The organism is Kitasatospora sp. NPDC056446 (genome assembly GCF_042796115.1).
Taxonomy (GTDB): domain Bacteria; phylum Actinomycetota; class Actinomycetes; order Streptomycetales; family Streptomycetaceae; genus Kitasatospora.
Genome location: NZ_JBHTRF010000031.1, coordinates 47,205 through 71,338, shown reverse-complemented (window position 1 = coordinate 71,338; position 24,134 = coordinate 47,205). Strand labels below are relative to the sequence as shown.

Annotated in this window: 23 protein-coding genes; 16 read left to right on the top strand and 7 right to left on the bottom strand. The window is 73.7% G+C overall.

The annotated features are described in order from the left end of the window. Positions 1–87: 87 nt before the first annotated feature. Both ACFQ6N_RS20780 and ACFQ6N_RS20775 read right to left on the bottom strand, forming a co-directional pair. Positions 88–759 carry a response regulator transcription factor gene (locus ACFQ6N_RS20780; protein ID WP_380650822.1) on the bottom strand — a complete coding sequence of 224 codons (672 nt, stop codon included), beginning with the start codon at positions 757–759 and terminating at the stop codon, positions 88–90. 79 nt (positions 760–838) lie between these two features. Next, positions 839–1,012 carry a hypothetical protein gene (locus ACFQ6N_RS20775; protein ID WP_380650820.1) on the bottom strand — a complete coding sequence of 58 codons (174 nt, stop codon included), beginning with the start codon at positions 1,010–1,012 and terminating at the stop codon, positions 839–841. Positions 1,013–1,191: 179 nt separating this feature from the next. Here ACFQ6N_RS20775 and ACFQ6N_RS20770 point away from each other — a divergent pair, with 179 nt between their 5' ends. The 11 genes from ACFQ6N_RS20770 to carB all read left to right on the top strand — a co-directional run bounded on the left by ACFQ6N_RS20770 (position 1,192) and on the right by carB (position 15,634). Beyond that, complete coding sequence (locus ACFQ6N_RS20770) at positions 1,192–2,139, top strand: LuxR C-terminal-related transcriptional regulator (protein WP_380650818.1); 948 nt, start codon at positions 1,192–1,194, stop codon at positions 2,137–2,139. 177 nt (positions 2,140–2,316) lie between these two features. Continuing rightward, positions 2,317–2,778 carry a hypothetical protein gene (locus ACFQ6N_RS20765; protein WP_380650816.1) on the top strand — a complete coding sequence of 154 codons (462 nt, stop codon included), beginning with the start codon at positions 2,317–2,319 and terminating at the stop codon, positions 2,776–2,778. Between the two features lie 202 nt (positions 2,779–2,980). Beyond that, positions 2,981–3,571 (top strand): cysteine hydrolase, encoded by a 591-nt coding sequence (locus ACFQ6N_RS20760; protein ID WP_380650814.1) that lies wholly within the window; start codon positions 2,981–2,983, stop codon positions 3,569–3,571. Between the two features lie 124 nt (positions 3,572–3,695). Further along, a complete protein-coding gene (gene hypE / locus ACFQ6N_RS20755; protein WP_380650812.1) occupies positions 3,696–4,721 on the top strand; it encodes a hydrogenase expression/formation protein HypE in 1,026 nt (341 codons plus the stop codon). A gap of 16 nt (positions 4,722–4,737) precedes the next feature. Further along, positions 4,738–7,128, top strand: a complete 2,391-nt coding sequence (gene hypF, locus ACFQ6N_RS20750) for a carbamoyltransferase HypF (RefSeq protein WP_380650810.1) — start codon at positions 4,738–4,740, stop codon at positions 7,126–7,128. Positions 7,129–7,267: 139 nt separating this feature from the next. Further along, positions 7,268–8,266 carry an NAD-dependent epimerase/dehydratase family protein gene (locus ACFQ6N_RS20745; protein ID WP_380650808.1) on the top strand — a complete coding sequence of 333 codons (999 nt, stop codon included), beginning with the start codon at positions 7,268–7,270 and terminating at the stop codon, positions 8,264–8,266. Between the two features lie 130 nt (positions 8,267–8,396). Continuing rightward, a complete protein-coding gene (locus ACFQ6N_RS20740; protein WP_380650806.1) occupies positions 8,397–9,548 on the top strand; it encodes a DegT/DnrJ/EryC1/StrS family aminotransferase in 1,152 nt (383 codons plus the stop codon). A gap of 177 nt (positions 9,549–9,725) precedes the next feature. Further along, positions 9,726–10,184 (top strand): NUDIX hydrolase, encoded by a 459-nt coding sequence (locus ACFQ6N_RS20735; protein ID WP_380650804.1) that lies wholly within the window; start codon positions 9,726–9,728, stop codon positions 10,182–10,184. Continuing rightward, positions 10,181–11,122 carry an inositol monophosphatase family protein gene (locus ACFQ6N_RS20730; protein WP_380650802.1) on the top strand — a complete coding sequence of 314 codons (942 nt, stop codon included), beginning with the start codon at positions 10,181–10,183 and terminating at the stop codon, positions 11,120–11,122. The genes ACFQ6N_RS20735 and ACFQ6N_RS20730 overlap by 4 nt, the downstream gene beginning before the upstream one ends. Beyond that, entirely contained in the window at positions 11,119–12,501 is a 1,383-nt protein-coding gene (locus ACFQ6N_RS20725; protein WP_380650800.1) for an MFS transporter, read from the top strand. Before ACFQ6N_RS20730 ends, ACFQ6N_RS20725 begins: the two co-directional genes overlap by 4 nt. Before the next feature lie 118 nt (positions 12,502–12,619). Next, positions 12,620–15,634 (top strand): carbamoyl phosphate synthase large subunit, encoded by a 3,015-nt coding sequence (carB, locus tag ACFQ6N_RS20720; protein WP_380650798.1) that lies wholly within the window; start codon positions 12,620–12,622, stop codon positions 15,632–15,634. Here carB and ACFQ6N_RS20715 read toward each other — a convergent pair. After that, positions 15,579–16,361 (bottom strand): alpha/beta fold hydrolase, encoded by a 783-nt coding sequence (locus ACFQ6N_RS20715; protein ID WP_380650796.1) that lies wholly within the window; start codon positions 16,359–16,361, stop codon positions 15,579–15,581. The genes carB and ACFQ6N_RS20715 overlap by 56 nt on opposite strands. Before the next feature lie 274 nt (positions 16,362–16,635). Here ACFQ6N_RS20715 and ACFQ6N_RS20710 point away from each other — a divergent pair, with 274 nt between their 5' ends. The 3 genes from ACFQ6N_RS20710 to ACFQ6N_RS20700 are packed head-to-tail and all read left to right on the top strand — an operon-like array spanning position 16,636 to position 19,258. Continuing rightward, positions 16,636–16,965 (top strand): hypothetical protein, encoded by a 330-nt coding sequence (locus ACFQ6N_RS20710; RefSeq protein WP_380650794.1) that lies wholly within the window; start codon positions 16,636–16,638, stop codon positions 16,963–16,965. Further along, positions 16,962–18,629 carry an alpha/beta hydrolase gene (locus ACFQ6N_RS20705; RefSeq protein ID WP_380650792.1) on the top strand — a complete coding sequence of 556 codons (1,668 nt, stop codon included), beginning with the start codon at positions 16,962–16,964 and terminating at the stop codon, positions 18,627–18,629. Before ACFQ6N_RS20710 ends, ACFQ6N_RS20705 begins: the two co-directional genes overlap by 4 nt. Positions 18,630–18,649: 20 nt before the next feature. Beyond that, on the top strand, positions 18,650–19,258 hold the full coding sequence (locus tag ACFQ6N_RS20700) for a hypothetical protein (RefSeq protein WP_380650790.1): 609 nt from the start codon (positions 18,650–18,652) through the stop codon (positions 19,256–19,258). Here ACFQ6N_RS20700 and ACFQ6N_RS20695 read toward each other — a convergent pair. Next, a complete protein-coding gene (locus tag ACFQ6N_RS20695) occupies positions 19,255–20,241 on the bottom strand; it encodes a GlxA family transcriptional regulator (protein ID WP_380650788.1) in 987 nt (328 codons plus the stop codon). The two genes, ACFQ6N_RS20700 and ACFQ6N_RS20695, sit on opposite strands and share 4 nt — an antisense overlap. Positions 20,242–20,312: 71 nt before the next feature. Between ACFQ6N_RS20695 and ACFQ6N_RS20690 the strand changes: the two genes are divergently transcribed. Then, a complete protein-coding gene (locus tag ACFQ6N_RS20690; protein ID WP_380650786.1) occupies positions 20,313–20,906 on the top strand; it encodes a cysteine hydrolase family protein in 594 nt (197 codons plus the stop codon). Positions 20,907–20,985: 79 nt separating this feature from the next. On the opposite strand, the gene ACFQ6N_RS20685 is transcribed toward ACFQ6N_RS20690, so the two are convergent. Together ACFQ6N_RS20685 and ACFQ6N_RS20680 are read right to left on the bottom strand one after the other, a co-directional pair. Further along, positions 20,986–21,507 carry a hypothetical protein gene (locus ACFQ6N_RS20685; RefSeq protein WP_380650784.1) on the bottom strand — a complete coding sequence of 174 codons (522 nt, stop codon included), beginning with the start codon at positions 21,505–21,507 and terminating at the stop codon, positions 20,986–20,988. Positions 21,508–21,615: 108 nt separating this feature from the next. Beyond that, on the bottom strand, positions 21,616–22,428 hold the full coding sequence (locus ACFQ6N_RS20680; protein WP_380650877.1) for an SDR family oxidoreductase: 813 nt from the start codon (positions 22,426–22,428) through the stop codon (positions 21,616–21,618). 163 nt (positions 22,429–22,591) lie between these two features. On the opposite strand from ACFQ6N_RS20680, the gene ACFQ6N_RS20675 reads away from it, so the two are divergent. After that, positions 22,592–23,524: a sigma-70 family RNA polymerase sigma factor gene (locus tag ACFQ6N_RS20675; protein WP_380650782.1), complete on the top strand. Its 933-nt coding sequence runs from the start codon at positions 22,592–22,594 to the stop codon at positions 23,522–23,524. 74 nt (positions 23,525–23,598) lie between these two features. Here ACFQ6N_RS20675 and ACFQ6N_RS20670 read toward each other — a convergent pair whose 3' ends face one another. Next, positions 23,599–24,111: a DinB family protein gene (locus tag ACFQ6N_RS20670; protein WP_380650780.1), complete on the bottom strand. Its 513-nt coding sequence runs from the start codon at positions 24,109–24,111 to the stop codon at positions 23,599–23,601. Positions 24,112–24,134 lie beyond the last annotated feature (23 nt).

Below are 24,134 nucleotides of genomic sequence, written 5' to 3'. Positions count from 1 at the left end.
TCGCCCACCGGGAAGCGGCGGGAAGCGACCGGAGACGGCGGGAAGCGGCGGGAAGCGGCCGGAGACGGCGGGAAGCGGCGGGATCGCTTACCCGGGCGCCGGGGCCCCGGCCGGAACACCGGCGGTGTCCTGCGGGCGGCAGGCGCCGTCCGGCAGGCGGGCGTCCTTCGGGAGGCAGGCCAGCATCTGGATCCGCCGCCAGTGGTCCGCCCAGTGGTCGGCGACCACGGCCGGGACACCGCAGGCCCGCACGATGGTGACGACCCGCTCCAACGGCGGCAGGCGGTTGTGGCGGACGTCCAGGGAGCGGGCGAGGGTGCTGCGCGGGAGCCCGGTCCGCCGTTCCAGCCGGCGCAGCGAGGGCTCCCCCGCCCATGCCTTCAGCAGGCGCAGCTGGGTGACGAACTCGGCGGGCGTGGTGGCCGTCGCCGGGTCGGGGACGGTGGGGCCACCAGTGCCACTGAGACTGCCGAGGCCACCGGGGCCGCCGGGTCCGCCGGAGCCACCCGGGCAGGCGGGGTGCGGGTCGGGCCCCTGGCCGGCCGGCCGGGACCGATCGGGCGCGAGGGCGAGCAGGGCGAGCTGGGTGCGGTTGGCCGAGCCGGTCTTGGCCCGGATCCGGCGCAGATGGGTCTCCACGGTGTGGGGGCTGATCCGCAGGCGCCGGGCGATCGCGCCGTAGGTGAGCCCCTGGACGAGGTGCTCCAGTACTTCGACTTCACGGGCGGAGAGTGCGGCGGCCTGCGGTGGCGGGGTCATCGGGCCTTCCGGTTCGGTCGAGCCGCGGTGGAGGCGGCTGGTCGGTCGGATACCGGGCACGGTCGGTCCGCGAGCCCGGTCACTTGCCGCAGGGCGGTCCACAGGGGGCGAAACCGCCCCACGAGGTGTCGGCGAGGACCGTGGACGGGTGGGGTGCGAACGCCCCCCCGGCGTGCGCGCCGCCGAGCAGGGCGGCCGCGGAGGCGAGAACGGTGACGCCGATCAGTTTGGCGGCGATGGAGATGCGTTTCACGGTGACCCCTCAAGTGCGTCAAGTGGCTTGCGGGCGCTTGGCGGACAGCTTTTCACCGGGTTCTTGTCTAGACCATGATGGCGATGCCTCATCTAACTGCATGGCATCAATGGGAGCGGGGGACGACCGTGGACAAACGGACCGAAACCGACTTTGCATCGGATCCGCTGGAAGCACGGGTGTACCAGTGGGTCCTGGTGCACCGCCGGATGGACCCCGAATCCGTCGCCGCAGCCCTGGGCATTCCGGTGGGAAACGCCACCGCCACACTGCGGCGGCTCGCCGAACTGCGCCTGATCGCCCCCCTCCCCGGCGGCGAGGGCGCCGGCTACGCCGTCCCCCCGGACGTCGCGATGGCGCAACTGGCCGCGCCGGGCGAGGACCGGATCCGCCGGGAGGAGGAGTGGATAGCCGACCGCCGCGCCCTGCTGTCCGGCTTCATGCCGTACTACTACGGCGTCGACCGGCACCGCGACACCGGCGTCGAGGTCCTCTCCAGCCTCTCCGACGTACGGTCCGCCCTGAACCAGGCCGCCGAACAGTGCCGGACGGAGGTCCTGGCCAGCCAGCCCGGCGGGGGGAGCCGGGCCCCCGAGGCCATGCAGGAGGCACTCGTCCGCGACCGGGCCCTGCTCGGCCGCGGCATCAGGATGCGCACGCTCTACCACCACACGGCCCGCTTCAACGGCCCCAGCCAGGCCTACGTCGAGGCCGCCTCCCGGCTGGGCGGCCAGTACCGGACCAGCCACGAACTGTTCGGGCGGCTGATCGTCTTCGACCGGCACCTCGCCTTCGTCCCGGCCTCCGACGGCTCCTGGGGCTCGGTGGCCGTCCGGCAGCCGTGGCTGGTCGCCTACCTCTGCGAGATCTTCGAGCAGACCTGGGACCGCGCCCGGCCGTTCGCGGTCGCCGCCGCCGAAGGCCTGGAGAAGGTCGCCCAGGACATCGACCGCACCATCGTCGAACTGCTCGCGGCCGGCCTCAAGGACGAGGCCATCGCCCGCCGCCTCGGCATGTCGCTGCGCACGGCGCGCCGCCACATCGCCGACATCATGCAGCAGTTGGACGCGGAGAGCCGGTTCCAGGCGGGGGTGGCCGCGGTGCGGGCGGGCCTGCTGCCCGAGTGAGCGCGGGGCCCCGGCGACGGGCCGCCCGGGGACCGGGCGAGGGGCCGCCCAAGGCCCCGGCGAGGGTCCGCGAGGGGCCGCTCGGGGACCCAAACCCCTTGACTGCCCTGGCGCGTGACGGAAGCCCACCATGAAGGGTTCAGAGGAACCGGTCCTCTGGCTCGAAAGGGGCTGACCATGCACTGGGGACCTGAGGAGTCACACCGGGGCGGCTTCCTGGCGGAGCTCGCGGCCTTCGTCTCGGCCCGCGACGGCAGCGGACCTGCGCTCCTGTGGCCGGAGTGCGACCCGACGGCCGGGGACGGCGGACCGGAACGGGACCTGGGCCCGGCCCTGGCCGACGCGCTCGCCGGGCGCCTCGGCCGCGCCGTCCTCCGGCTGCCGGCCGGTCCGCCCGCCGCCACCGTCACCCGACTCCGGTCGGGGCGGCGCGAGTTGGTCGTGGTGCAGGAGTCCGGGGCCAGCGGCATCGAGGTGGCGCCGGACCCCCCGGACCGGGACACCGAGCCGCTCGCGCTGCGGCTGCTCCGGGGCGAGGTGCTCTACCTCCCGCCCGGGTCACACGCGGTGCTCCGCCACCGACCCGGTACCCGCCACGTCCTGCTGGAGATCGCCGCCCGCCCGGCCGGGACGCGATGACCCGTTCGGGACCGCCGCGGAAGGCCGCTCCCCCGGGCGTGTCCAGGGCCGTCCAGGCCTGTCCCGATCGGTAGCCGGGAATGGGACGTTCCCTTCATTCTCATGGATGTCGGCACCGAGCGATCCGCTCGTAGGGACCCACGAGTCCGCTGCCGCCCCTGTCTCCCGCCCCACCCGCCGCTCATCCGGACAAGGAGTTCCCATGGGCAAGATCGCCGTGCTCACCAACGACCTGCAGAGCGACGTCACCAGCCTGACCGCCGAACGCTCGGCGGTCATCGCCGACGCGCAGCCCGCCTTCACCGGGTTCCTGGACGAGATGCGCAAGCGCGGCCACGTCGTCTACCACCTGCAGCTGATCAACCTGCCCGACGACCCCAACGCCAACCGCCGGGCCGACGGCACCCTGCCGCTCCAGCGCGGCACCGAGGGCGCGGCGATCCTCCCCGCGTTCCTCGCCGAGGGCGACGTGGTCGTCGAGAAGACCAAGGACAGCGGCTTCTACGAGACCGAGATGCACGACCTGCTCCAGGCGGCCGGCGTCGACACCGTCCTGGTCACCGGGCTCCAGACGCAGATCTGCGTGCAGACCACCGCCGCCGACGCCTTCTTCCGCGGCTACAACGTCTGGGTGGCCTCCGACTGCGTGGTCTCCGACAACGCCGCCGACCGCGACCGCTCGCTCACCTGGCTCAGCGGCTACTGCGCCACCGTCGCGGACTCGACGGAGATCCTGGACACCCTCGACGCCAAGGGCGAGCTGCCGCGCCGGATCCCCAAGACCCTTCCGTAGCAGGCCCCTTCGCACCGCCGACGGAACCCGGCGCCCGGCGCGCCGCACCCGGCCACGGCCCAAGGCCCCACGGCGCCGGGTTCCGCGACCTCCCACCCCCGTACCGGAAAGGCAGGACGTGCAGATGGCAAGCGCGGCAGGCGGCCCCGACGAGGTCCTTCTCGACCACGGCAGCGGCGCCAAGCTCAGTCACGAGCTGATCTCCCTGATCGTCGACACCCTCGGCGACGTGTACATCGGCGAGATGGAGGACAGCGCGATGCTGTCCGTCCCCACCGGGCGCATCGCCATGACCACGGACTCGTTCGTGGTGGACCCGCCGTTCTTCGGCAACGGCGACATCGGCAAGATCTCGGTCTGCGGCACCGTCAACGACCTCGCCGTGGTCGGCTCGCGCCCGCTCTACCTCACCCTCGGGATCATCCTGGAGACCGGCCTGCCGATCCCCCGCCTGGTCCAGGTGCTCACCTCGATCCGGGACGTGGCCCGCGAGGCCGGGGTCCAGATCGTCTGCGGCGACACCAAGGTCGTCCGCAAGGGCGAGGCCGACCAGATCTACATCAACACCGCGGGCGTCGGCGTCTTCGAACGCGAGCCGCTGCGCATGCGCGACGTGCGGGCCGGCGACCGGGTCATCCTCAGCGGGCCGATCGGCAACCACACCGTCCACCTGCTGTCGATCCGCGAGGGGCTGGGCTTCGAACAGCGCGTGCTCAGCGACTGCGCGCCGCTGAACGGGCTGCTGGACGGGCTGCTGTCCACCGTCGCCGAGGGCTCGGTGCACTCCGTCCGCGACGTCACCCGGGGCGGCCTGGCCGCCGTCCTGCACGAGTACGCCGGCTCGTCCGGGCTCACCATCCGGGTCGAACAGGACCGCCTCCCCATCCAGTTCGAGACCGTGATGGCCACCGACATGCTGGGCATCAACGCGATCCACTCCGCCAACGAGGGGTGCCTCTGCCTGTTCGTCGACCCCTCCGCCGAGGAGGAGGTGCTGGCGGCGCTGCGCTCGCACAAGTACGGCGCGGAGGCCGTCACCATCGGCGAGGTCACCCAGGACCCCGAGCCCGTCGTCCTGATGCGCGGCCCCGACGGCCGGGACTCCGTGGTCGAGGAGCTCGAAGGCTCCGAACTGCCGCGGCTGTGCTGAACGGGGGCACGCGGAGATGACGACGAACAGCGAAGCGACCGAGCGGCGGCGCATCCGCGTCCGCGGCGTGGTCCAGGGCGTGGGCTACCGGCCCTTCGTCTACAAGCTCGCCCTGAGGCACGACCTGACGGGCTGGGTCCTCAACGACCCGGAGGGCGTGCTGATCGAGGTCGCCGGCCGCGCCGGCCCGATGCGCCGGTTCACCGAGGGCCTCAGCGCCGAGGCGCCGCCGCAGGCCCGGGTGACGGACGTCCGGGTCGAGCGGCTGCCCGGGGACACGGCGCCGCAGGAGGGCTTCACCATCCGGGAGAGCCTGCACGGCGGCGTCCGCAGCACCATCGTCCCCGCCGACTCCTACGTCTGCGCCGACTGCCTCGCCGAACTGCGCGACCCCGCCGACCGGCGCCACGGCTACCCGTTCATCAACTGCACCAACTGCGGCCCGCGCTACTCCATCATCCGGGACCTGCCCTACGACCGGGCGGCGACCACCATGGCCGTCTTCACCATGTGCCCGCCCTGCGCCGCCGAGTACCGGGACCCGCTGGACCGGCGCTACCACGCCCAGCCCAACGCCTGCCCCGACTGCGGCCCCCGGCTGCTGCTGGCCGGGCCGGGCGGGACGGCGGCCGGGAGCGGAACGGCCGCCGGGGGCGGAACGGCCGCCGCCGAAGGCGAGGCCGCGCTCACCGGCGCGGTGGACGCGCTCGCCGAGGGCCTGATCGTCGCGGTCAAGAGCATCGGCGGGTTCCACCTCGCCGTGGACGCCCGCAACGCCGAGGCCGTCGCCCGGCTGCGGACCCGCAAACGGCGCGACTCCAAGCCGTTCGCGGTGATGGCCCGCGACCTGGACACCGCCGCGTCATTCGCCGGGATCCGCCCGCCCGAGGCCGACCTGCTGCTGTCACCGGCCCGCCCGATCGTGCTGCTCCGCAAGCGCGGCCGGGGCCTGCCCGAACAGGTCGCCCCCCGCAACCCCAACCTCGGGGTGATGCTCCCCTCCGCGCCGCTGCACCACCTGCTGGTCGACCGGCCCGGCCTGGACGCCCTCGTCATGACCAGCGGGAACATCTCCGGCTACCCCATCGTGTACCGCAACGAGGACGCGCTGGACCAACTCCTCGACGTCGCCGACCTGATCCTCTACAACGACCGCGGCATCGAGGTCCGGGTCGACGACTCGATCGTGCGCTACTCCGAGCACACCCGGCTCGCCGAGCCGCTGGTCAGCTTCGTCCGCCGGGCCCGCGGCTACGCGCCGTACCCCGTCGAGGTGGGCACCGAGCTGGCCCCGCTGGTGGCCTACGGGGCCGAACTGAAGACCACGGTGGCGCTGAGCAGCGGCTCCCGGGTCTACGTCAGCCAGCACATCGGCGACATCAAGAACGACGAGACCTTCGGGGCGCACCAGGCGGCCGTCCGGCACCTCGCCGACCTGCACGACCTGCACCCCCGGCACGCCGCCGTCGACCTGCACCCGCAGTTCCGCGCCACCCGCTACGCCTCCGACAAGCAGGGCGACGCCTTCGACCAGGTCGTCCCGGTGCAGCACCACCACGCGCACATGGCCTCCTGCATGGCGGAGAACCGGCTCACCGGCCGGACCATCGGCGTCGTCTTCGACGGCACCGGCTACGGCCTCGACGGCACCATCTGGGGCGGCGAGATCCTGGTCGGCGACCTGCGCGAGGTCGACCGGGTCGCCCACCTGCGGACCCTGCCGCTGCTCGGCGGCGACCGGGCCGTCACCGAACCGATCAGGACCGGCTTCGCCCTCGCCCTGGACGCGTTCGACGCGTTCGACGACCCGGCCGCGGCGGTCGCGGCGTTCCCCGTCCTGGAGACCCTCGACGACCGGCAGCGCCACGTCTTCGCCACCATGGCCAGGCGCGGCGTCAACGCGCCGCCCGCCTCCAGCATGGGCCGGCTGTTCGACGCCGTGGCCGCCCTGCTCGCCATCACCACCCACGCCGAGTACGAGGCGCAGGGCCCGATCGAGCTGGAGGGCCTGCTCGGGCGGGACTTCACCATGGCCGCGCCCGGGCAGCGCTACCGCTTCGGCGCGGCGCAGCGGGACGGCGTGACCGAGATCGACCCCCGGCCGATGGTCCGGGCGATCGCCGCCGACCTGGCCGCCGGCCTGGACACCGCCACCGTCAGCCGCCGCTTCCACTCGGCCGTGGTCGACATGGTGGTCGAGCGCTGTCTGGCGCTCGGCGACGTCGGCACCCGGCAGCTCGTCCTGTCCGGCGGCGTCTTCCTCAACGAGTTCCTGCTGGTCAACTGCCTGGTGGAACTGCGCGAGGCCGGATTCGACACGTACTGCCAGCAGCAGGTGCCGACCAACGACGGCGGCATCTCGCTGGGCCAGATCGTGGTGGCCGACGCCAGGCTGGCGGGGCCGTGAGCGCGCCCCTCCGCCCGACCCCGCCCGGCAGCCCGACCCCGGCGGACCGGCCCCCGACAACCACCTTCGACCGTGCGCGCCCGGCGGCCGCGGCCTCCCCCCGGGAGCGCGGACGGGCAGAGCGAGGAGAGAACGAGCGATGAAGAAGTACCTGATCACAGGGGGGCGCGGGTACATCGGCTCGGTGCTGGCCCGCAGACTCGCCCGGTCCGGAGCGGACGTGGTCGTGGTCGACAACGGCCTGGTCGGCGGCCCGGAACCGGACCTGCCCGGCATCACCCACGTCGACGGGGACGTCCGCGACACCGGCTCCTGGGAGAAGGCCCTCGACGGCGTGGACGCGGTCGTCCACCTGGCCGCCATCGTCGGCGACCCCGCCTGCGGCGTCGACACCGACACCGCCTGGGAGGTCAACTACCGGGGCACCATCCAGGTCGCCGAGGCCTGCCGGCGGGCGGACGTACGGTCCCTGGTCTTCGCGTCGACCTGCAGCAACTACGGGGTCACCGGCGACACCGAGGTCGACGCCTGGTCGCCGCTGGCACCCCAGTCCGTCTACGCCGAGTCCAAGGTGATGGCCGAGCACTACCTGTTCTCGCTGCCGCACGACCGGCTCTCCTCCCGGCTGCTGCGCTTCGCCACCGTCCACGGCCTCTCGCCCCGCATGCGGTTCGACCTCGCCGTCAACGTCATGACGGCGCACGCCGTGTCGGGCGGGGCCGTCACCGTGTACGGCGGCACCCAGTGGCGGCCGTTCCTGCACGTCGAGGACGCGGCGGCGGCCGTGCAGCTCGTCCTCGGCGACGACCGGCGGACCGGGTCCAGCGTCCACAACTGCGGCTCCCGCGAGGAGAACCACCGCATGGACGCGGTCGGCGCCCTGATCGCCGAGGAGGTCCCCGGCACCAGCGTGGAGGTCCGCAAGGAGCAGACCGACCCGCGCAACTACCGGGTGAACTTCGACCCCATCGCCCGGGAACTGGGCTTCCGCCCGAGCCTGCGGGTGGTCGACACGGTGCGGCACATCCGCGACGCCATGGGCCGGGGCGAGTTCACCGACTTCGGCGCCGCCCGGTACAGCAACCACCAGATCGCGCTCGCCCAGCGCGCGAAGCACATCCCGACGCGGGCGCTCTGACCGGACGCGCTGCCGAGGCGCGCCGACCGGACGCGCTACCCGGGCGCGCCGCTGAAGTGCGCTGCCGAGGCGCGCCGACCGGACGCGCCGACCGGACGCCGTCGACGACCAGGCCCTGAGGAGCCCTCCCATGACACAGATCCCGCTGAGCACCGTCCGCCCACCACGCTTCCCCGAACTCGTCCCCCTGGTGCGCCCCACCGTCGAGGTCGACGCCGAACTGGAGCTCGCCTTCCGGGAGGTCCTCCGGTCCGGCATGCTCACCAACGGCCGGCACGTCCGCGCCTTCGAGGAGGCCGCCGCCGACTACCTCGGCGTCGCCCGGACCGTCGCCGTGAGCAACTGCACCACCGGCCTGATGCTCGTACTGCGCTGCCTGGACCTGACCGGCGACATCGCCGTCCCGAGCTTCACGTTCATGGCGTCCGGCCACGCCGCCCGCTGGGCCGGCCACGGCGTACGGTTCGCCGAGTCCGACCCCCGGACCTGGACCGTCGACCCGGAGGCCTTGGCCCCGCAACTCCCGGACGTGGCCGGGGTGATGGGCATGCACACCTTCGGAGCCCCCTGCGACGCCGACCGGCTCCAGGAACTGTGCGACACCCGGGGCGTCCCGCTCGTCTTCGACGCCGCGCACGGCTTCGGCAGCCGCTACCCCGACGGGACCATGGTCGGCGGCAAGGGCGTGGCCGAGGTCTTCAGCCTCAGCCCGACGAAGACCCTCAGCACCGGCGAGGGCGGCCTGATCGCCACCAACGACACCGCGCTGGCCGCGAAGCTGCGGACCGCCCGGGAGTACGGGAACCCCGGCGACTACGACAGCCGCCTCGTCGGGCTCAGCGGCCGGATGACCGAGATCGCCGGGCTCATGGGCACCCACGGGCTCAGGACCCTGCCGCGCTGGCTGGACGTCCGCAGGTCCCTGGTGGAGCGCTACCGCTCCCGCCTGGGCGCCCTGCCCGGCCTGGAGTTCCAGCAGCTGCCCGCGGGCGCGGTCAGCTCCTACAAGGACCTCGGGATCCGGGTCGACGCCGAACGGTTCGGCATGGACCGCGACACGCTGGCCGAACGCCTGCACCGGGAGAACGTCAGCTCCCGCAAGTACTTCAGCCCCGCGCTGCACCAGCAGACCGCCTACCTGGACGTCCCGGCCGGACCGGACCTCACCGTCACCGAGGAACTGGCGTCGAGCATGATCACGCTGCCGCTCTACTCCCACATGCCCGCGGAACTCGTCGACGGGATCTGCGATCTTGTCACCGAGCTCCACGCGTCCGGCTGAGCGGTCGTCATGCCGTCCAGCCGGCACCCCGACCGCCGGCCGACCGCCGGCCGACAGACCGATCCCCGGCACACCGACGGTCGGCAGACCGACTCCCGGCGCACCGATCCCCGGCAGACCGAACGGGCAACGACCGGCCGACGATCCGGCCCGGCACAGAAGTGGTGGTACCGCATCATGAACGACTACGTGGCAGAGCTGCGCAAGCTGGTGGGCACCCGGCCTCTCATCCTCCCCGGGACCTCGGTCGTGGTGACCGACCCGGCCGGCCGGATCCTGCTCCTCGAACGGGTCGACACCGGCGGCTGGGGACTGCCCGGCGGCATCATGGAGCCCGGCGAGTCCTTCGAGGACACCGGGCGGCGCGAACTCAAGGAGGAGACCGGCCTGGAGGTCGGCGAACTGCACCTGCTCGGGGTCTTCTCCGGACCGGAGTACTACTACCGCTACCCGCACGGCGACGAGATCCACAACGTCACCGCCGCCTACACCGCCGAACTGCCCCCGGGCGCCGTGGTCGACCTGGACACCACGGAGAACAGCGCCTGGCGCCTCTTCGCCCCCGACGAGATCCCGGACACCGTGATCGCCCCCGAACGGCCCATCCTCGCCCGGTACCTGGAGGGCCCGCGATGAACCCGCCGGCCCGGACCGGCGGCCGCACCCGGCCCGCCGACCACACCCCGTCCACCGACCACAGCCCGTCCACCGACTACACCCCGTTCATCGGCTCCGCCCTGCGCGAGGCGTCCGACCTCGCCGTCCGGATGCGCGGCACCGACCGGGGCACGGTCAAGCCCGCCGACCTGAACCAGATCGTCACCGAGGCCGACCTCGCCCTCAGCGCCCTCCTCACCGAGCGGATCGCGGACCGGTACCCCGGGCACGCCATCCTGGAGGAGGAGAGCGGCGCGACCCCTGGCGGCCCGGACGGCCAGGACCTCACCTGGGTCGTCGACCCGCTCGACGGCACCAGCAACTACGCCGCCGGCAGCCCCCTGTTCGGGGTGATGGTGGCGCTGGTCGGCCCCCGCGGGGCGATCGCGGGCGGACTGGCACTGCCCGCGTTCGGCAGCGTCTACGTCGCCCAGACCGGCCGGGGCGCCACCCGGAACGGGCAGCCGCTCGGACCGCTCCCCGCCGGCGACCCCGACCGCTCCCTGGTGGCCTACGGGATGGACAAGGGCCCGGCCGAACAGATGGCCGCCGAAGGCCGGTTCGTCGCCGCCCTCGGGTCCGCCTGCCTCGGCATCCGGATGAGCAACAGCGTCTTCGACATCTGCATGGTGGCCGACGGCGCGTACGCCGCGTTCGTCCACCGCGGCTGCCGGATCTGGGACGTGGCCGCCGCCGTCTGCGTCCTCCAGGAGCGCGGCGCCGTCTGCACCGACCTCCAGGGGCGGCCCCTCGACCTCACCCGCCCCCTCGACCAGGCGGACCGGGTCTTCGAGGTCTGCCTCGCCACCGCCGACATGCACCCCCTCCTGCTGGACGCGGCGCGAGCGGCGACCGACGGGGACGGCGGCGGGCAGTGGCCCGCGGCCCCGCCCACGAAAGGGACCGACCCCTCGTGAACGCCACCCCAGCCGCCGCCACCGGACAGGACACCCGGCCGGGCCACGACACCCGGCCGGGCCAGGACGCCAAGGTCGGCCTCCTGGCCGTCCTCAAAGGAGTGACCGGCGGGTACGACGCCAGCGCCATGGCCGGCGCGCTGCTGCTGGTCACCGACCACTTCAAGCTCAGCACCGCCCAGCAGGGCTCGCTGTACGCCGCCACCTCCGCCGGCTGGATCGCCGGCGTCATGCTCGGCAGCCGGCTCGTCGGCACGCTCGGCCGCCGCGCCACCCTGATCTGGCTGGCCCTGCTGTACGTGGCCGCCACCGCGCTCGCCGTCACGGCGCAGAACGTGGTGTGGCTGGACGCCAGCCGGCTCGTCCAGGGCACCATGATGGGCGTCGCGATCGTGGCGATGCCCGTCTTCATCGCCGAATCCGCCTCCACCGGCACACGCGGCCGCATCGCCGTCCTCTACCAGGTGGCGACGTCCCTCGGGTGCGCGCTCGGCTACCTCTGCGGCTACCTCCTGACGGACAGCGGGCAGTGGCGGCTGATGCTCGCCATCCCCGGCGTCCTCGCCCTCGCCAGCACCGTCCAGCTCACCCGGCTCCCGGAAACCGAGCAGTGGCACCAGCTCCGGCGGGAACGGCTCGCCCGCCCGGACACCGGGGCCCCGCGCCGACCGGGCACCCTGCGCACCATGCTCGGCCCCCGGTACCGGACGCTGACGGTCTTCGTCGTCGTCCTGGGCTTCTTCGTCCAGGCCACCGGCATCAACGCGGTGGTGTTCTTCAGCCCCCGGATCTTCCAGCACATGGGCTACGCCGACGACTTCGGCCTGCTCGTCCTGCCCGGCCTGGTCCAACTCGCCGGCGCGGCAGCCGCGCTGCTCTGCGCCCTCACCATCGACGGGGCCGGCCGCTTCGGCCGACGGCCCGCCCTGCTCACCGGCACCGCCCTGATGGCCCTGGGACAGGCACTGATGGTGCTCATGTTCGCCGCCGACACACCGGCGGCCATCGGCTTCCTCGGCCTCGTCGTCTTCATCGTCGGCTTCAACATCGGCTTCGGGGCGGTGGTGTGGATCTTCGCCGCCGAAGGCTTCCCGGACCACCTGCGCGGCGCCGGAGCGACGGCGATGCTGCTGACGAACCTCACCACGAACCTGTTCGTCGCCCAGTTCTTCCTCGGCCTGCTCGACGCCGCCGGCGGGATGCTGACCTTCGTCATCCTGCTCGGCATCACCGTCCTGTCCTGGCTCTTCGTGTACGCGCTGGCACCGGAGACCAAGGGCCGCTCGCTGGACGAGGTCCAGGCCTACTGGGAGAACGGCAGGCGCTGGACGGCCCCCGACGGGCAGCCGGTCACCGGGGACGCGCCGGTCCGCACCTGACGCGGCCCCGCCCGACGCGGTCTGCGGCTGAGGCCGTCCGTGCCTGAACCCGTCCGTACCTGAACCCGCCCGCCCGGAAGTCGTCCGCCCGGAACGAGAGAGGGAGGTGTGACCCGTGATGCCTCGGCACAGTCGACCGGAGTCGGTCCTGGTGATCGGTTCCGGTCCGGCCGCCCCCGACCGCGCCGCCGGACCGGACTCCGCCGGAACCCAGGCATGCCGGGTGCTCAAGGAGGAGGGACTCCGGGTCACGGTCGTCGAGAGCGACCCGGCGACCGTCATCACCGACCCCGACCTGGCCGACGCCACCTACCTGGAACCGGTGACCGCCGAGACCGTCGAGAAGGTCATCGCCAAGGAGCGCCCGGACGCCCTGCTGCCCACGACCGGCGGCCGGACCGCCCTGGACATCGCCCTCGCCCTGCACGAGTCCGGGGTGCTCACCCGCTACGGCGTCGAACTGCTCGGCACCGGCCTCGACACCGTCCGGGCCGGCCGCGACCGGCGCCGCTTCCGGCGGCTCGCCCGGCGCGGCGGCGCCGCACCGGCCCGCGGCCTGACCTGCCGCTCCCCGCAGCAGTGCCTGACGGCGGCGCAGGACCTGGGCTACCCGGTCCTCGTGTGGCCCGGCCACCCCACGGCGGGCCCCGGCCCGCGCCTCGCGCGCGACCGGCAGGAGCTGTCCGCCCTGGCCGCCGCCGCACTGAGCCCGGGCACCGCCGACGAAGTGCTGCTGGAGGAAGCCCTCCTCGGCTGGAAGTCGATCGAACTGGAGCTGCTGCGCGACCGCCACGACGAGGCGGCCGTCGTCTGCACGACCGAACACCTGGACCCGATCACCCACCCGGACGGTACCCATCCGACCGGCGCCCACCCGGGCGACTCCATCGCGGTCGCCCCGGCCATGACGCTCACCGCAGCGCAGCACCGGCACCTGCGCGACACCGCCACGGCGCTGACCGCCGGACTCGGCATCGCCGGCGGCTGCACCGTCCGCTTCGCACTCGACCCGCGCACCGGCCGGACGGCCACGGTCGCGCTGACGCCCGGCGCGACCCCGTCCGCCGCACTCGCCGCCCGGGCCACCGGCCTCCCGCTCGCCCGGATCGCGACCGGGCTCGCCCTCGGATACAGCCTGCGCGAACTCCGCGAGCGGACCGGCTCGCAACCCTCGGACGACCACGCACCGCACCCGGACCACGTGGTCGTCAGGGGCCCCGCGCCGGGAGGGGCGGTGGCGATCGGCCGGTCCTTCACCGAAGCCCTCAACAAGGCACTGCGCTCGCCCGGCAGCGGGGACGGCCCCTTCGACTGGACCGGGCCCGTCGGCGACAAGGACGCGCTCGTCGCCGCCGGGGCCGGACCCGCCGCCGGCCGGATCACCCGGGTGCACCAGGCCGTCCGGGCCGGCGCCACCGTCGACGAACTGGCCGCCGCCACCGGCATCGACCCCTGGTTCCTGCACCGGATCGCACGCATCGAACAGGTCGCCCGGCTGGTCGCCGGGGAGCGCGGCGCCGTCCTCCCGCAGACCCTGCGGCTGGCCAAGCGGCACGGCCTGTCGGACGCCCAGATCGGCCGACTGCGCGGGCTGTCGGAGGAGGCCGTACGGGAGCTGCGCCGGGCCCTGGGCATCCGCCCCGCGCACCCCGGCGCCGCCGCCTCCGCCGCCGGGTTCACCGCCCGCACCCGCTGCCGCTACTCCAGCTACTCCAGCTTCGGCGAGGCACCCGCACCCGCAGCCGCGCCCGTCGGAGGCGCCGGCCCGAAGGTCATCGTCCTCGGCGGCGAGTCCGACGACGTCCGCGCCCACACGGTGTCCGCGCTCGCCGCCGCCGGCTACGACCCGGTCCTCGTCGACTGCGGCCCGGCGACCGCGTCCAGCGACATCCACGGCGGCCACCGTGTGTACTGCGAGCCGCTCACCATCGAGGACCTGCTCGAAGTGGCGGCGGCCGAACAGGCGGCCGGAGAGCTCGCCGGAGTGCTGGTGCACCCGGGTGACGGGACCCCGCCGGGCCTGGCCGACCGGCTCGCCGAAGCCGGGGTGCCGGTCCTGGGCACCCCTCTCCTCCCCGACATTCCCAATATCCCTGACATCCCTGACGATGCGACGGTGGTCGACGTCGACGCCCTCTACGACGGCACCGAGGTCTACCTCGGCGGCGTCATGGAACACGTGGAGGACGCGCGCACCCGCTCCGGCGACTCCGCGTGCACACTGCCGCCCGTCACCCTCGGCCGCGCCGACCTGACCCGGATCCGCGAGGCCACCGAGGCGGCGGCCGCCCGGATCGGGGTCCGCGGGCTGGTCGGCGTCCGGTTCGCCCTGGCCGCCGGTCAGCTGCACGTACGGGAGGTGCGCCCGGGGGCGGGCCGCACCGTGCCCTTCGTGTCGAAGGCCACCGGCGTGCCGCTGGCCCGGGCCGCCGCCCGGACCATACTGGGGGCCACCATCGCCGAGCTCCGCGCCGATGGGACACTGCCCGCCACCGGCGACGGCGGCGCCCTGCCGCCGGACACGCCCATCGCGGTCAGGGCGACGGCCCCGCCCTCCCCGGAGGCACCCACCACCGGCGGGGCGATGGGCATCGACGCCGGGTTCGGCGCGGCCTACGCGAAGGCGCAGGCCGCCGTCCGCCCCCGGCTCCCGGCCAAGGGGCGGGCCTTGGTGTCGGTCGCCGACCGGGACAAGCGGGCGATGGTGTTCCCGCTGAAGGTGCTCGCCGACACCGGCTTCGAGATCCTGGCCATCGCCGGAACGGCGGACGTCCTGCGGCGCCACGGGGTCCCGGTCGGCACCGTCCGCAGGCTAGGCGCGGCCGACCGGATCCTGGCGGGCGAGTTCGACCTCGTCGTCGCCACCCCGCACGGGGATCCGGAGGGCGGCCCGGACGACGGCCGGGACCTGCGCGCCGCCGCGACGGCCCGGGGCGTCCCCTGCCTCAGCACGGTCCGGTCCCTGGCCGCCGCCGTCCAGGGCATCGAGGCCGAACGGCGCGGCGCCACGGGCGTGCGCTCCCTCCAGGCGTACGCGGACCAACGGCACGGCCTGCGGCAGGCACCACTCCCCCGGGCTACAGCGTCGCCAGGAACTCCCGTACCACAGCCGCCAGTTCATCGGCTGCCGTGACCGGCAGCAGGTGGTCTCCGGCCAGCTCCACCGCGGCCGTCCCGGGCCGTCGGGCGACGATCTCCGCCGCCTGCCCGGCCGGGATCACGCCCTCGGTGCCGCGCACCAGCAGGGCGGGGCAGCGGGTCGCCGTCCAGTCGGCCCAGTGGTCGCCGTGGACCAGCTCCTCCGAGTCGTACATGTCCTTCGGGTGGAACGGCAGCCGCCAGCCGCCGTCCGCGTCCTGCCGCAGCCGGTCCGCGAAGTAGGGCGCGGCGGGCCCGAGTCCGGCGATCAGCCCGTCCCGGGTGGGCGCCCGGTACGGCAGCCCGAGCAGGAAGGCCAGCGGGTTCGGCCCCTCCAGCCCGAGCACCACCGGCGCCTCGATGCCGACGACCGCTTCGACCCGCCCGGGGTGCCGGGCCGCGAACTGGTACGCGTTGATCCCCCCGAGCGAGTGCCCCAGCAGCACCGCCTTCTCCACTCCCAGGTGGTCCAACAGCGCCTCGATGTCCGCCAGGTAGCCCTCCCGCGTGTACTCCGCGGCCCGCTCCGACTCCCCCTGCCCCCGCTGGTCCGGCGCGATCACCCGCCACTCCCCGGCCAACTCCTCGGCCAGCCGCCCCCACACGGCCCCCTCCGACAGGTGCCCGTGCAACGCCACCAACGGCCGCCCGTCACCACCGAAGTCCAGGTAGGACAGCCGCCGGCCGTCGACGGCCAGTTCCCCACGCACAACGCCGGTCATCTCGGTTTCCCCCTCGCGAAGCGGTTGATGAGACGACCATATCCATGAGTTAGACACTCGTGCAAGACATACGTCCAAGACGTACGTCCAACCCAAACCCCCTCGCCGAACCCGCCGCCTGGGGCGCACGACAGCCCTCCCCCGATCCGACGAACACCTGACGGCGCCTCAAATATCATCTGAGTATTTCTACGGATGCGGAGCACCCTGTATCCGCCTAGCGTTCTGCCGGCAGGGGCAACGCATGCATCCGCCTCCGGGGAGGGGAATCCACATGGGCGACAAAGACACGTCCGGCAAAATAGTGATCCAACCGGCCGACTTGCGGGCCTCCGCAGGCATCGCCAAGACGCTGAGCGAGGAGTTGGACAAGCCCGTCCAGGCCGCTCTCACCACCAGCACCACCGTCTCGACCCAGCTCACCGGCTGGTCCGTCTCCGGCGGGCTGGGGCAGTTGGGAACGGGCTGGGCCAAGCTGCTCGGCGACCTGCGGCAACGCCTGGTGGACACCGCGACCAACCTCAACGCCAACGCATCCGCCCATGAGCGCCACGACCAGGCTGTCGCCGACGGGTGGGCCGCGCCGCAGCAGGGCGCGAAATGACCGGTGTCTACGAACTTCTGGTGAAGTTCGACCCGCACGGTCTGCGCGACGCCGCGAAGGCCTGGAAGGCGCTCGGCCACGCCATGGACACCACCGGGCAGCGCCACCGCAACCAGGTCAACGGTCCGCTGCAGGCCAACGGGCCGCACGGCCCGAGCTGGGAGGGCGCCGACGCCAAGGCCGCTCAGCCGTACATGGTGACGACGGAAGTCCAGATGGAGATCGTCAGGATGGAGTCGGAGGCAGCGGCCCTGGTGCTCAACACCGTCGCCGACCGGATGTACCAGGCACAGACCAACCTGACCAACGCCGTGAACCGAGCGGTCGACGCCGGCCTGACCGTGTCCGCCGAAGGCGTCATCTCCATGCCGCCACCCGGCAGAGGAGAAGCGAACGACCCAGAGGCTCAGAAGGCCCGGCAACTGCTCGGCTCGGAGATGAAAGGCTTCCAGGACCGCGTCAACGCCGCCCTGAAGGCCGCCCAGACGGCGAGCGACCAGGGCCACAGTGCCCTCGTCTCGCTCAGCGCCAACACCCTGGACCCGTCCCGGGCGGCGGGCTCCCTGCTCAGCGCGAAGAACGCCGTCGCCGGCATCATGCGGGAGCTCGACCTGGTCGACCCGTACATCCCCGACGGCAAGGACCCTGCCAAGAACGCCGCGTGGTGGAACGGACTCACCCCCGAGCAGCAGGAAACGTACCTCACGCTCAACGCGGCCCAGGTGGGAAACCTCGACGGCATCCCCGCCGAAGCCCGTGACAGGGCCAACCGGCTCGTCCTGGACCAGAAGATCGACGCCCTGGAGGCAGGCTCGGCATCCGTGTTCGGTCTCGACCAGGAGGCGTACGACAAGCGCAAGAAGACGCTGCGGGAGATCAGGACGAAGCTGGAGGAGAGCGCCAACGACGGGAGGGAGACGAAGCAGATGTTCCTCCTCGCCATCGACCCGGAGGCGTACGGAGGTGACGGACGCGCGATCGTCGCCACGGGCAACCCCGACAAGGCCTCCCACACCGCCGTATGGGTCCCGGGCACCGGCACCGAACTCCCCGGCGTGCCGGACCAGATCAACCGCGTCCGGCAATTCCAGCGCACCGCGGAGAGGCAATCCGGTGCCGGCCAGACCGTCTCCGTGATCTCCTACCTCGGGTACGACACCCCGGAGAGCATTCCGGAGGCCTCGAACCCCATGCGCGGCATCGACGGCGCGGAGGACATGCGGAGATTCTCGAACGGACTCCGTGTGGCCCACGGTGAACCGAAGACCCACCTCACCTGGATGGCACACAGCTACGGGACCTTCGCCGTCGGCGAGGCCGCCAAAGGCGGGGGCGGTCTGCACGCCGACGACATCCTCGCCCTCGGCAGTCCGGGCATGGGCGTGGGCGTCTTCACCGCCGAGCAGTTGAACATCGACCCCGACCACGTCTGGATCGGAGCGGCAACCGACGATCCCATACGTATCGCCGGCGGCACGGTGCTGGGTGCCGCACCCCACATCGCCGGTTTCGGGGGGAACAACATCAAGGTCGACACCTCGGGCCACGGCGGATATTGGACCGACAACTCCGAAAGCCTGAAGAACATCGGGAAGATCATCGCCGGAGTACCGCCGACCACCGGGCCGAAGGAAGACCCGCTCTGGGGCTCGATCCCCCACTGACAAGCGCCGGAACGGAACCGATGACCACCTCGTCCCACCCTGCGCGGACCGCCGTGACGCGGCTGAGCCGCCTCATCGCCACCGCACTGCTCACCACTACTCTTGGAGCCTGCATGTCCAGCCCCGGCGGCGGAAAGTACGACGGCAAGGACGACCCGCTGCCCGTCAAGTCCCAGCAGGAATCGTTGGACTGGGCACGGCAGATCATCGCGCACGTGGCCCAGGCCGCCGGAGCCCGGATCAACGAGGAACCGGAGATCTTCGGGTTCACCCCGTGCACCGGCAGAAACGGCGAGCACGCGCCCGACGGCCGCTACACGCTCGACTACGGCGTGCACGCCGATGTTCCGGACGACCAGCAGAACGACGTCCTCCGCAAGGTCCGTGACCTGCTCACCGGCGAAGGACTCAAGGTCACCGAGTACCGGGAGATCCCCGGCGGCAACCCCTCCGCCCAGCCCATCGCCGCATTCTCCGCCCGGCACCCCGACAGCCGGTACGTCATGGACGTCGACAGCACGGAGGGACACCACCGGATGTCCCTCGCCGTCCGGACGCCCTGCCTGATCCCTCCGTCCGAATCGTCCTCGTCCTCGTCCTCGCCCTCGCCGACGGCGGCCGGTTCCTAACCCTCTTCCCGGCCGCGGAAGGTGCGGCGGTACTCCCTCGGGGCGACGCCGACCCTCGCGGTGAAGACCGGGCGGAGGGCGACCGCCGAGGTGAAGCCGCAGTGGGTGGCGACGGTGTCGACGGGCAGGTCGGTCTCCTCCAGGAGGCGCTGGGCGGTGAGGACGCGCTGGTCGAGGAGCCAGCGGGTCGGGGTGGTGCCGGTGGTGGCGGCGAAGTGGCGGGCGAAGGAGCGTTCGGACATCAGGGCGGCGGCGGCCATCCGGGAGACGGTCCAGGGGGCGTCGAGGGAGGCGAGGACTTCGGCGCGGAGCCGGGCGAGGGGGTCGTCGGCGGTGCGCTCCGGGACCGGGGTGGGGATGAACTGGGCCTGGCCGCCCGCCCGGTAGGGCGCGGTCACCATGGCGCGGGCGATCGCGGCGGCGGCCTGCTGGCCGTGCGCCGTGCGGACGAGGTGCAGGCAGAGGTCGATGCCCGCCGCGACGCCGGCCGAGGTCCACAGGCCGTCGCCGCCGGTGAACAGCACCTCCGGGCGTACCGCCACCGCCGGGTAGCGGCGGGCGAGTTCGGGGGCGAGCGCCCAGTGGGTGGTGGCCTCCCGGCCGTCGAGCAGGCCGGCTTCGGCGAGCACGAAGGCGCCCGCGCACAGCGAGGCGATCGGGACGCCTGCGGCGGCGACGTCCCGCAGGGCGGCCAAGACGGCGGGATCGCGGGCCGCGCCCGGGTCCTCCACGCCGGGGACCACCACCAGGTCGCAGTCGGCCAGGGCCGCCGTACCGTGGTCGGGGACGCGTTCCAGCCCGCCGCCCAGCCGGACCCGGGCGCCCTCCGGGCCGCAGACCCGCAGGTCGAAGGCGGGCGCTCCGGGCCGGGCGGCGCGGTCGGCGCGGTCGGCGCGGTCGGCGCGGTCGGCCCACACCTCGCCGATCACGGCGTAGTCGAAGGCCCGGACACCGTCGAAGATCAGGCAACCCACGGTTCGCATGGCAGGAATCTATCGATGGGTGGCATCCCTGCCCCTCACGGCCCCGGCCGCCGGACGAGCACGATGGACGCATGACGAACACCGACGCCTTCGACGCCCCGCTCACCCTCGACTCCGACGCCGTCCTCATCGTGATCGACGTCCAGAAGGGCTTCGAGGACTACGACTTCTGGGGCCCCCGCGACAACCCGCAGGCCGAGCAGCGGATCGCCGAGCTGATCAGCGCCTGGCAGTCCACCGGCCGCCCGATCGTCACCGTGCAGCACGCCTCCCCGGTCGGGCCGCTGGTCGAGGGCACGCCGGGGTACGCGCTGAAGGACTTCGTCGCCGAGGCCACCCCGGCGCTGCACATCACCAAGACCGTCAACAGCGCCTTCTACGGCACCCCCGACCTGCACGCCTGGCTCCAGGAACGCGGCGCCCGCCAGCTGGTGGTCACCGGGATCATCACCAACGTGTGCAACGAGACCACCGCCCGGATGGCCGGCAACCTCGGCTACGACGCGATCTTCCCCACCGACGCCATGCACGGCTTCGACATGACCGGCCCCGACGGCACCACCCTCACCGCCGCCGAACTCTCCCGCGCCACCGCCACCGTCCTGCACGCGGCCCGGTTCGCCAAGGTGGTGACGACGCGGCAGGTCCTCGACGCCGCGTCCTGAACCGGCGGTACGGGCCGGATCACCGCCACGGGCCGGACCACCGCCACGGGCCGGACCACCGCTACCGGCCGGACCACCGCTACGCGATGAACAGCGGGTCGTACTCGGTGCCCTCCTCGGCGTTGAGCAGCACGAACGACGCCCCGAGGCCGCACGCGACCTCCCGCAGCCGCGCCAACGCCTCCTCCACGGAGGGGAGTTCGAGGCCGAGTGCGGCGGCGGCCGCGTCCCGGTCGGCGTAGAGGCCGGGCTCGTCCTCCAGGTACTCCTCGGCCGCCGCCGCGCTCTCCGCCGCCGTCAGCCTCGGGCAGTCCCGCCACCACGGCACGGTCAGCAGCAGCCGGACCAGCTCCGGCAGCCCGACGGCGAGCAGGGCCGCGCCGCCCTCCGAGTCGGCGTACAGGACGGGCCGCTCCTCGCCGCCCTCGCCGCACAGGAAGAAGGTGCCGCCCGCGCCGTCCTTGGCCACCGGCTCCAGGGCGGCGCCGGAGGCGAGCTCGACCTCCTCCACGTGCGGGTAGTGCTCCAGGTCGAAGTCGCCCGGCCAGGCCAGGAAGTCGGCGGCGGCGGGGTTGGCGCGGATCGCGTCGAGGAGGGACATGGCGGCCACCCTACGGCGCACCGCCGACACCGCCCCCGGCGCCGGAGCCGCCCCCCTGGTGCCCGCCCCCGCGCCCGCCCCCGTGCCCGCCCCCGCGCCCGGCGGGGCTCACGCCGCCGACCGCTCCGCCAGGAACTCCTCCCAGGTCCGCCGCCCGTGCTCCGCCCCCGTACCGGCCAGGTTCTCCCCCGCCCGGTACGCGCGCCCGATCCTGCCGGGCACCCGGACCGGCAGCCGGCGGCGACTGCGGCCACGGGCCTCCAGGTACCGGTCCGTCAGCTCGCCCATGCCGTACACCGTCGGGCCGGCCAGCTCGGGCAGCACCCCGGCCGGCCCGTCCAACGCCGCCTCCACCAGCCGGGCGGCGACCTCCCGGACGTCCACGGGCTGCCAGCGGACCCCGCCGGGCACCGGGACGACCGGCAGCCGCGCCATCTTCTCGACCACCGTGAGCGCCAGGTCGTGGAACTGCGCGGCCCGCAGGAGCGTGTACGGCAGGCCCGAGCCGGCCACCGCCTCCTCGGCGGCGTGCTTGGCCCGGAAGTAGCCGAGCGGGATCCGGTCCGCGCCGATCACCGAGATGTACACCAGGTGCCGCACCCCGGCCCGCCGGGCGGCGGCGACCAGCAGCCGGGTGGCGGCGTCGTCGCCCTTGGGGCCGCCCGCGAGGTGCAGCACGGTGTCCACGCCGGCCAGGGCCGCGTCCAGCCGGGCGGCGGCCTCGGCCGGGTCGCCGAGCAGGTCGCCGCGCACGTACTCCACGCCGTCGGCGGCGGCGCGTTCCCGCCGGCTCAGGACCCGCACCGGCCGCCCGACCGCGCGCAGCAGCGGCACGACCTGCCGGCCGAGGGTGCCGGTGCCGCCGGTCACCAGGACGGGGCTCCCGGCGGCGGGGTCGTCGGCGGCGGCGTCCTCCGTCACGGGGTTCGCGGTGGCCGGCCTCGGGGTGGCGGGCTTCCCGGTCGCGGGGTTCTTGGTCACGGTCGTCTCCGATGCGTCCCGGGCGGGGAGTTGATCTCCCCGCCGCAGCCGTTGTTGGGTGGCTCCTGCAGCCCTGACCCCCGGCGACGAAGGAATGTGACACGTGGACGACACGGTGGACGACAAATCTGCCCGGACCGCGCTCTTCGAGGAGCACCGCCCGCACCTGCGCGCGGTCGCCTACCGGATGCTCGGCTCGCTCAGCGAGGCCGAGGACGCCGTCCAGGAGGCCTGGCTGCGGTACGACCGCGCCGACACCGCGCGGGTGGAGAACCTCGGCGGCTGGCTCACCACGGTGGTCTCCCGGCTCTGCCTGAACCTGCTGCGCGCCCGCGCCCTGCGCCGCGACGAACCGCTGGAGCCCGCCGGGCCGGGCGACGAGCCGCGCCCGCCGCGCATACCGGACCCGCTGCTGCGGCGCGAGGACGTGGCGGACCCGGAGCAGGAGGTCCTGCTCGCGGACTCGGTCGGGCTGGCGCTGATGGTGGTGATGGAGTCGCTGTCGCCGGGCGAGCGGGTCGCCTTCGTGCTGCACGACCTGTTCTCGGTGCCGTTCGACGAGATCGCCCCGCTGATCGAACGGACGGCCGCCGCGACCCGCCAGCTGGCCAGCCGGGCCCGCCGCAAGGTGCAGAAGCAGGCGCCCGCGCCGGACCCCGACCCCGGCCGCCGGCGCCTGGTCGTGGACGCCTTCTTCGCCGCCGCCCGCAACGGCGACCTGGACGCGCTGGTCGCGGTGCTCGACCCGGACGTGGTGCTGCGCTCGGACGGCGGGACGGCGATGGCGCGGCACACCGTGGTGCTCTCGGGCGCCTCCGTGGTGGCCGGCCAGGCCGTCCTGTGGGGCACGCTGTCGCCGTTCGCCCGCCCGGCGCTGGTCAACGGCACGGCCGGCGCCGTGGTCATCGGCGACAACGGCCGCGCGCTGTCGGTCATGGCGTTCGCGGTCGTGGACGGCGCGATCGTCTCGATCGACGTGCTCACCGACCCCGAGCGGCTGGCCGCGCTGGACCTCTCGGACTTCCGGGACGCATGACCCGTACGCCGACGTGACCGCGTGGCCCGGCGGGGACGCGTGACCCGGCGGGTCACGCGTCCCGGCCCGGGCGGTCAGCGCCCGACCGCGCCGTCCAGCTGCTCGCGGATGATGTCCGCGTGACCGGCGTGCCGCCCGGTCTCCTCGATCATGTGGACCAGCACCCAGCGCAGCGACGGGCCCTCGACGGCGTCCGGCCGCAGCGAGCGCGCGCCCGGCCGGTCGAGGTCCGGGGCGTCCGCCGCCACCGCGTCGGACCGGACGATCGCCTCCCGGTACGCGGCGACCTCGGCGGCGACGGTCGCGCCGTCCAGGTCGTCGTCCGTCGAGCGCGGCCGCTCGCCCACTCCCCCGTACGCCCACTCGAACCAGTTGTGCTCGACCACGGTCAGGTGCCGCACCAGCCACAGGAGGCTGGTGCCGGAGGGCACGCCGGGGCGCCGGGCGTCCTCGTCGGAGAGCCCCTCCACCTTGGCGATCACCGCCGAGCGCAGGTAGCCGAGGAAGGCGAGCAGGGTGGTCGGCTCGTCCGCGTTGAGGGTCGGCGGGCGGGTGTCGGTGAGCTTGCTGTCGGTGTTCTCGGTCACCGCGCCACCCTAGCCGTCGCCGG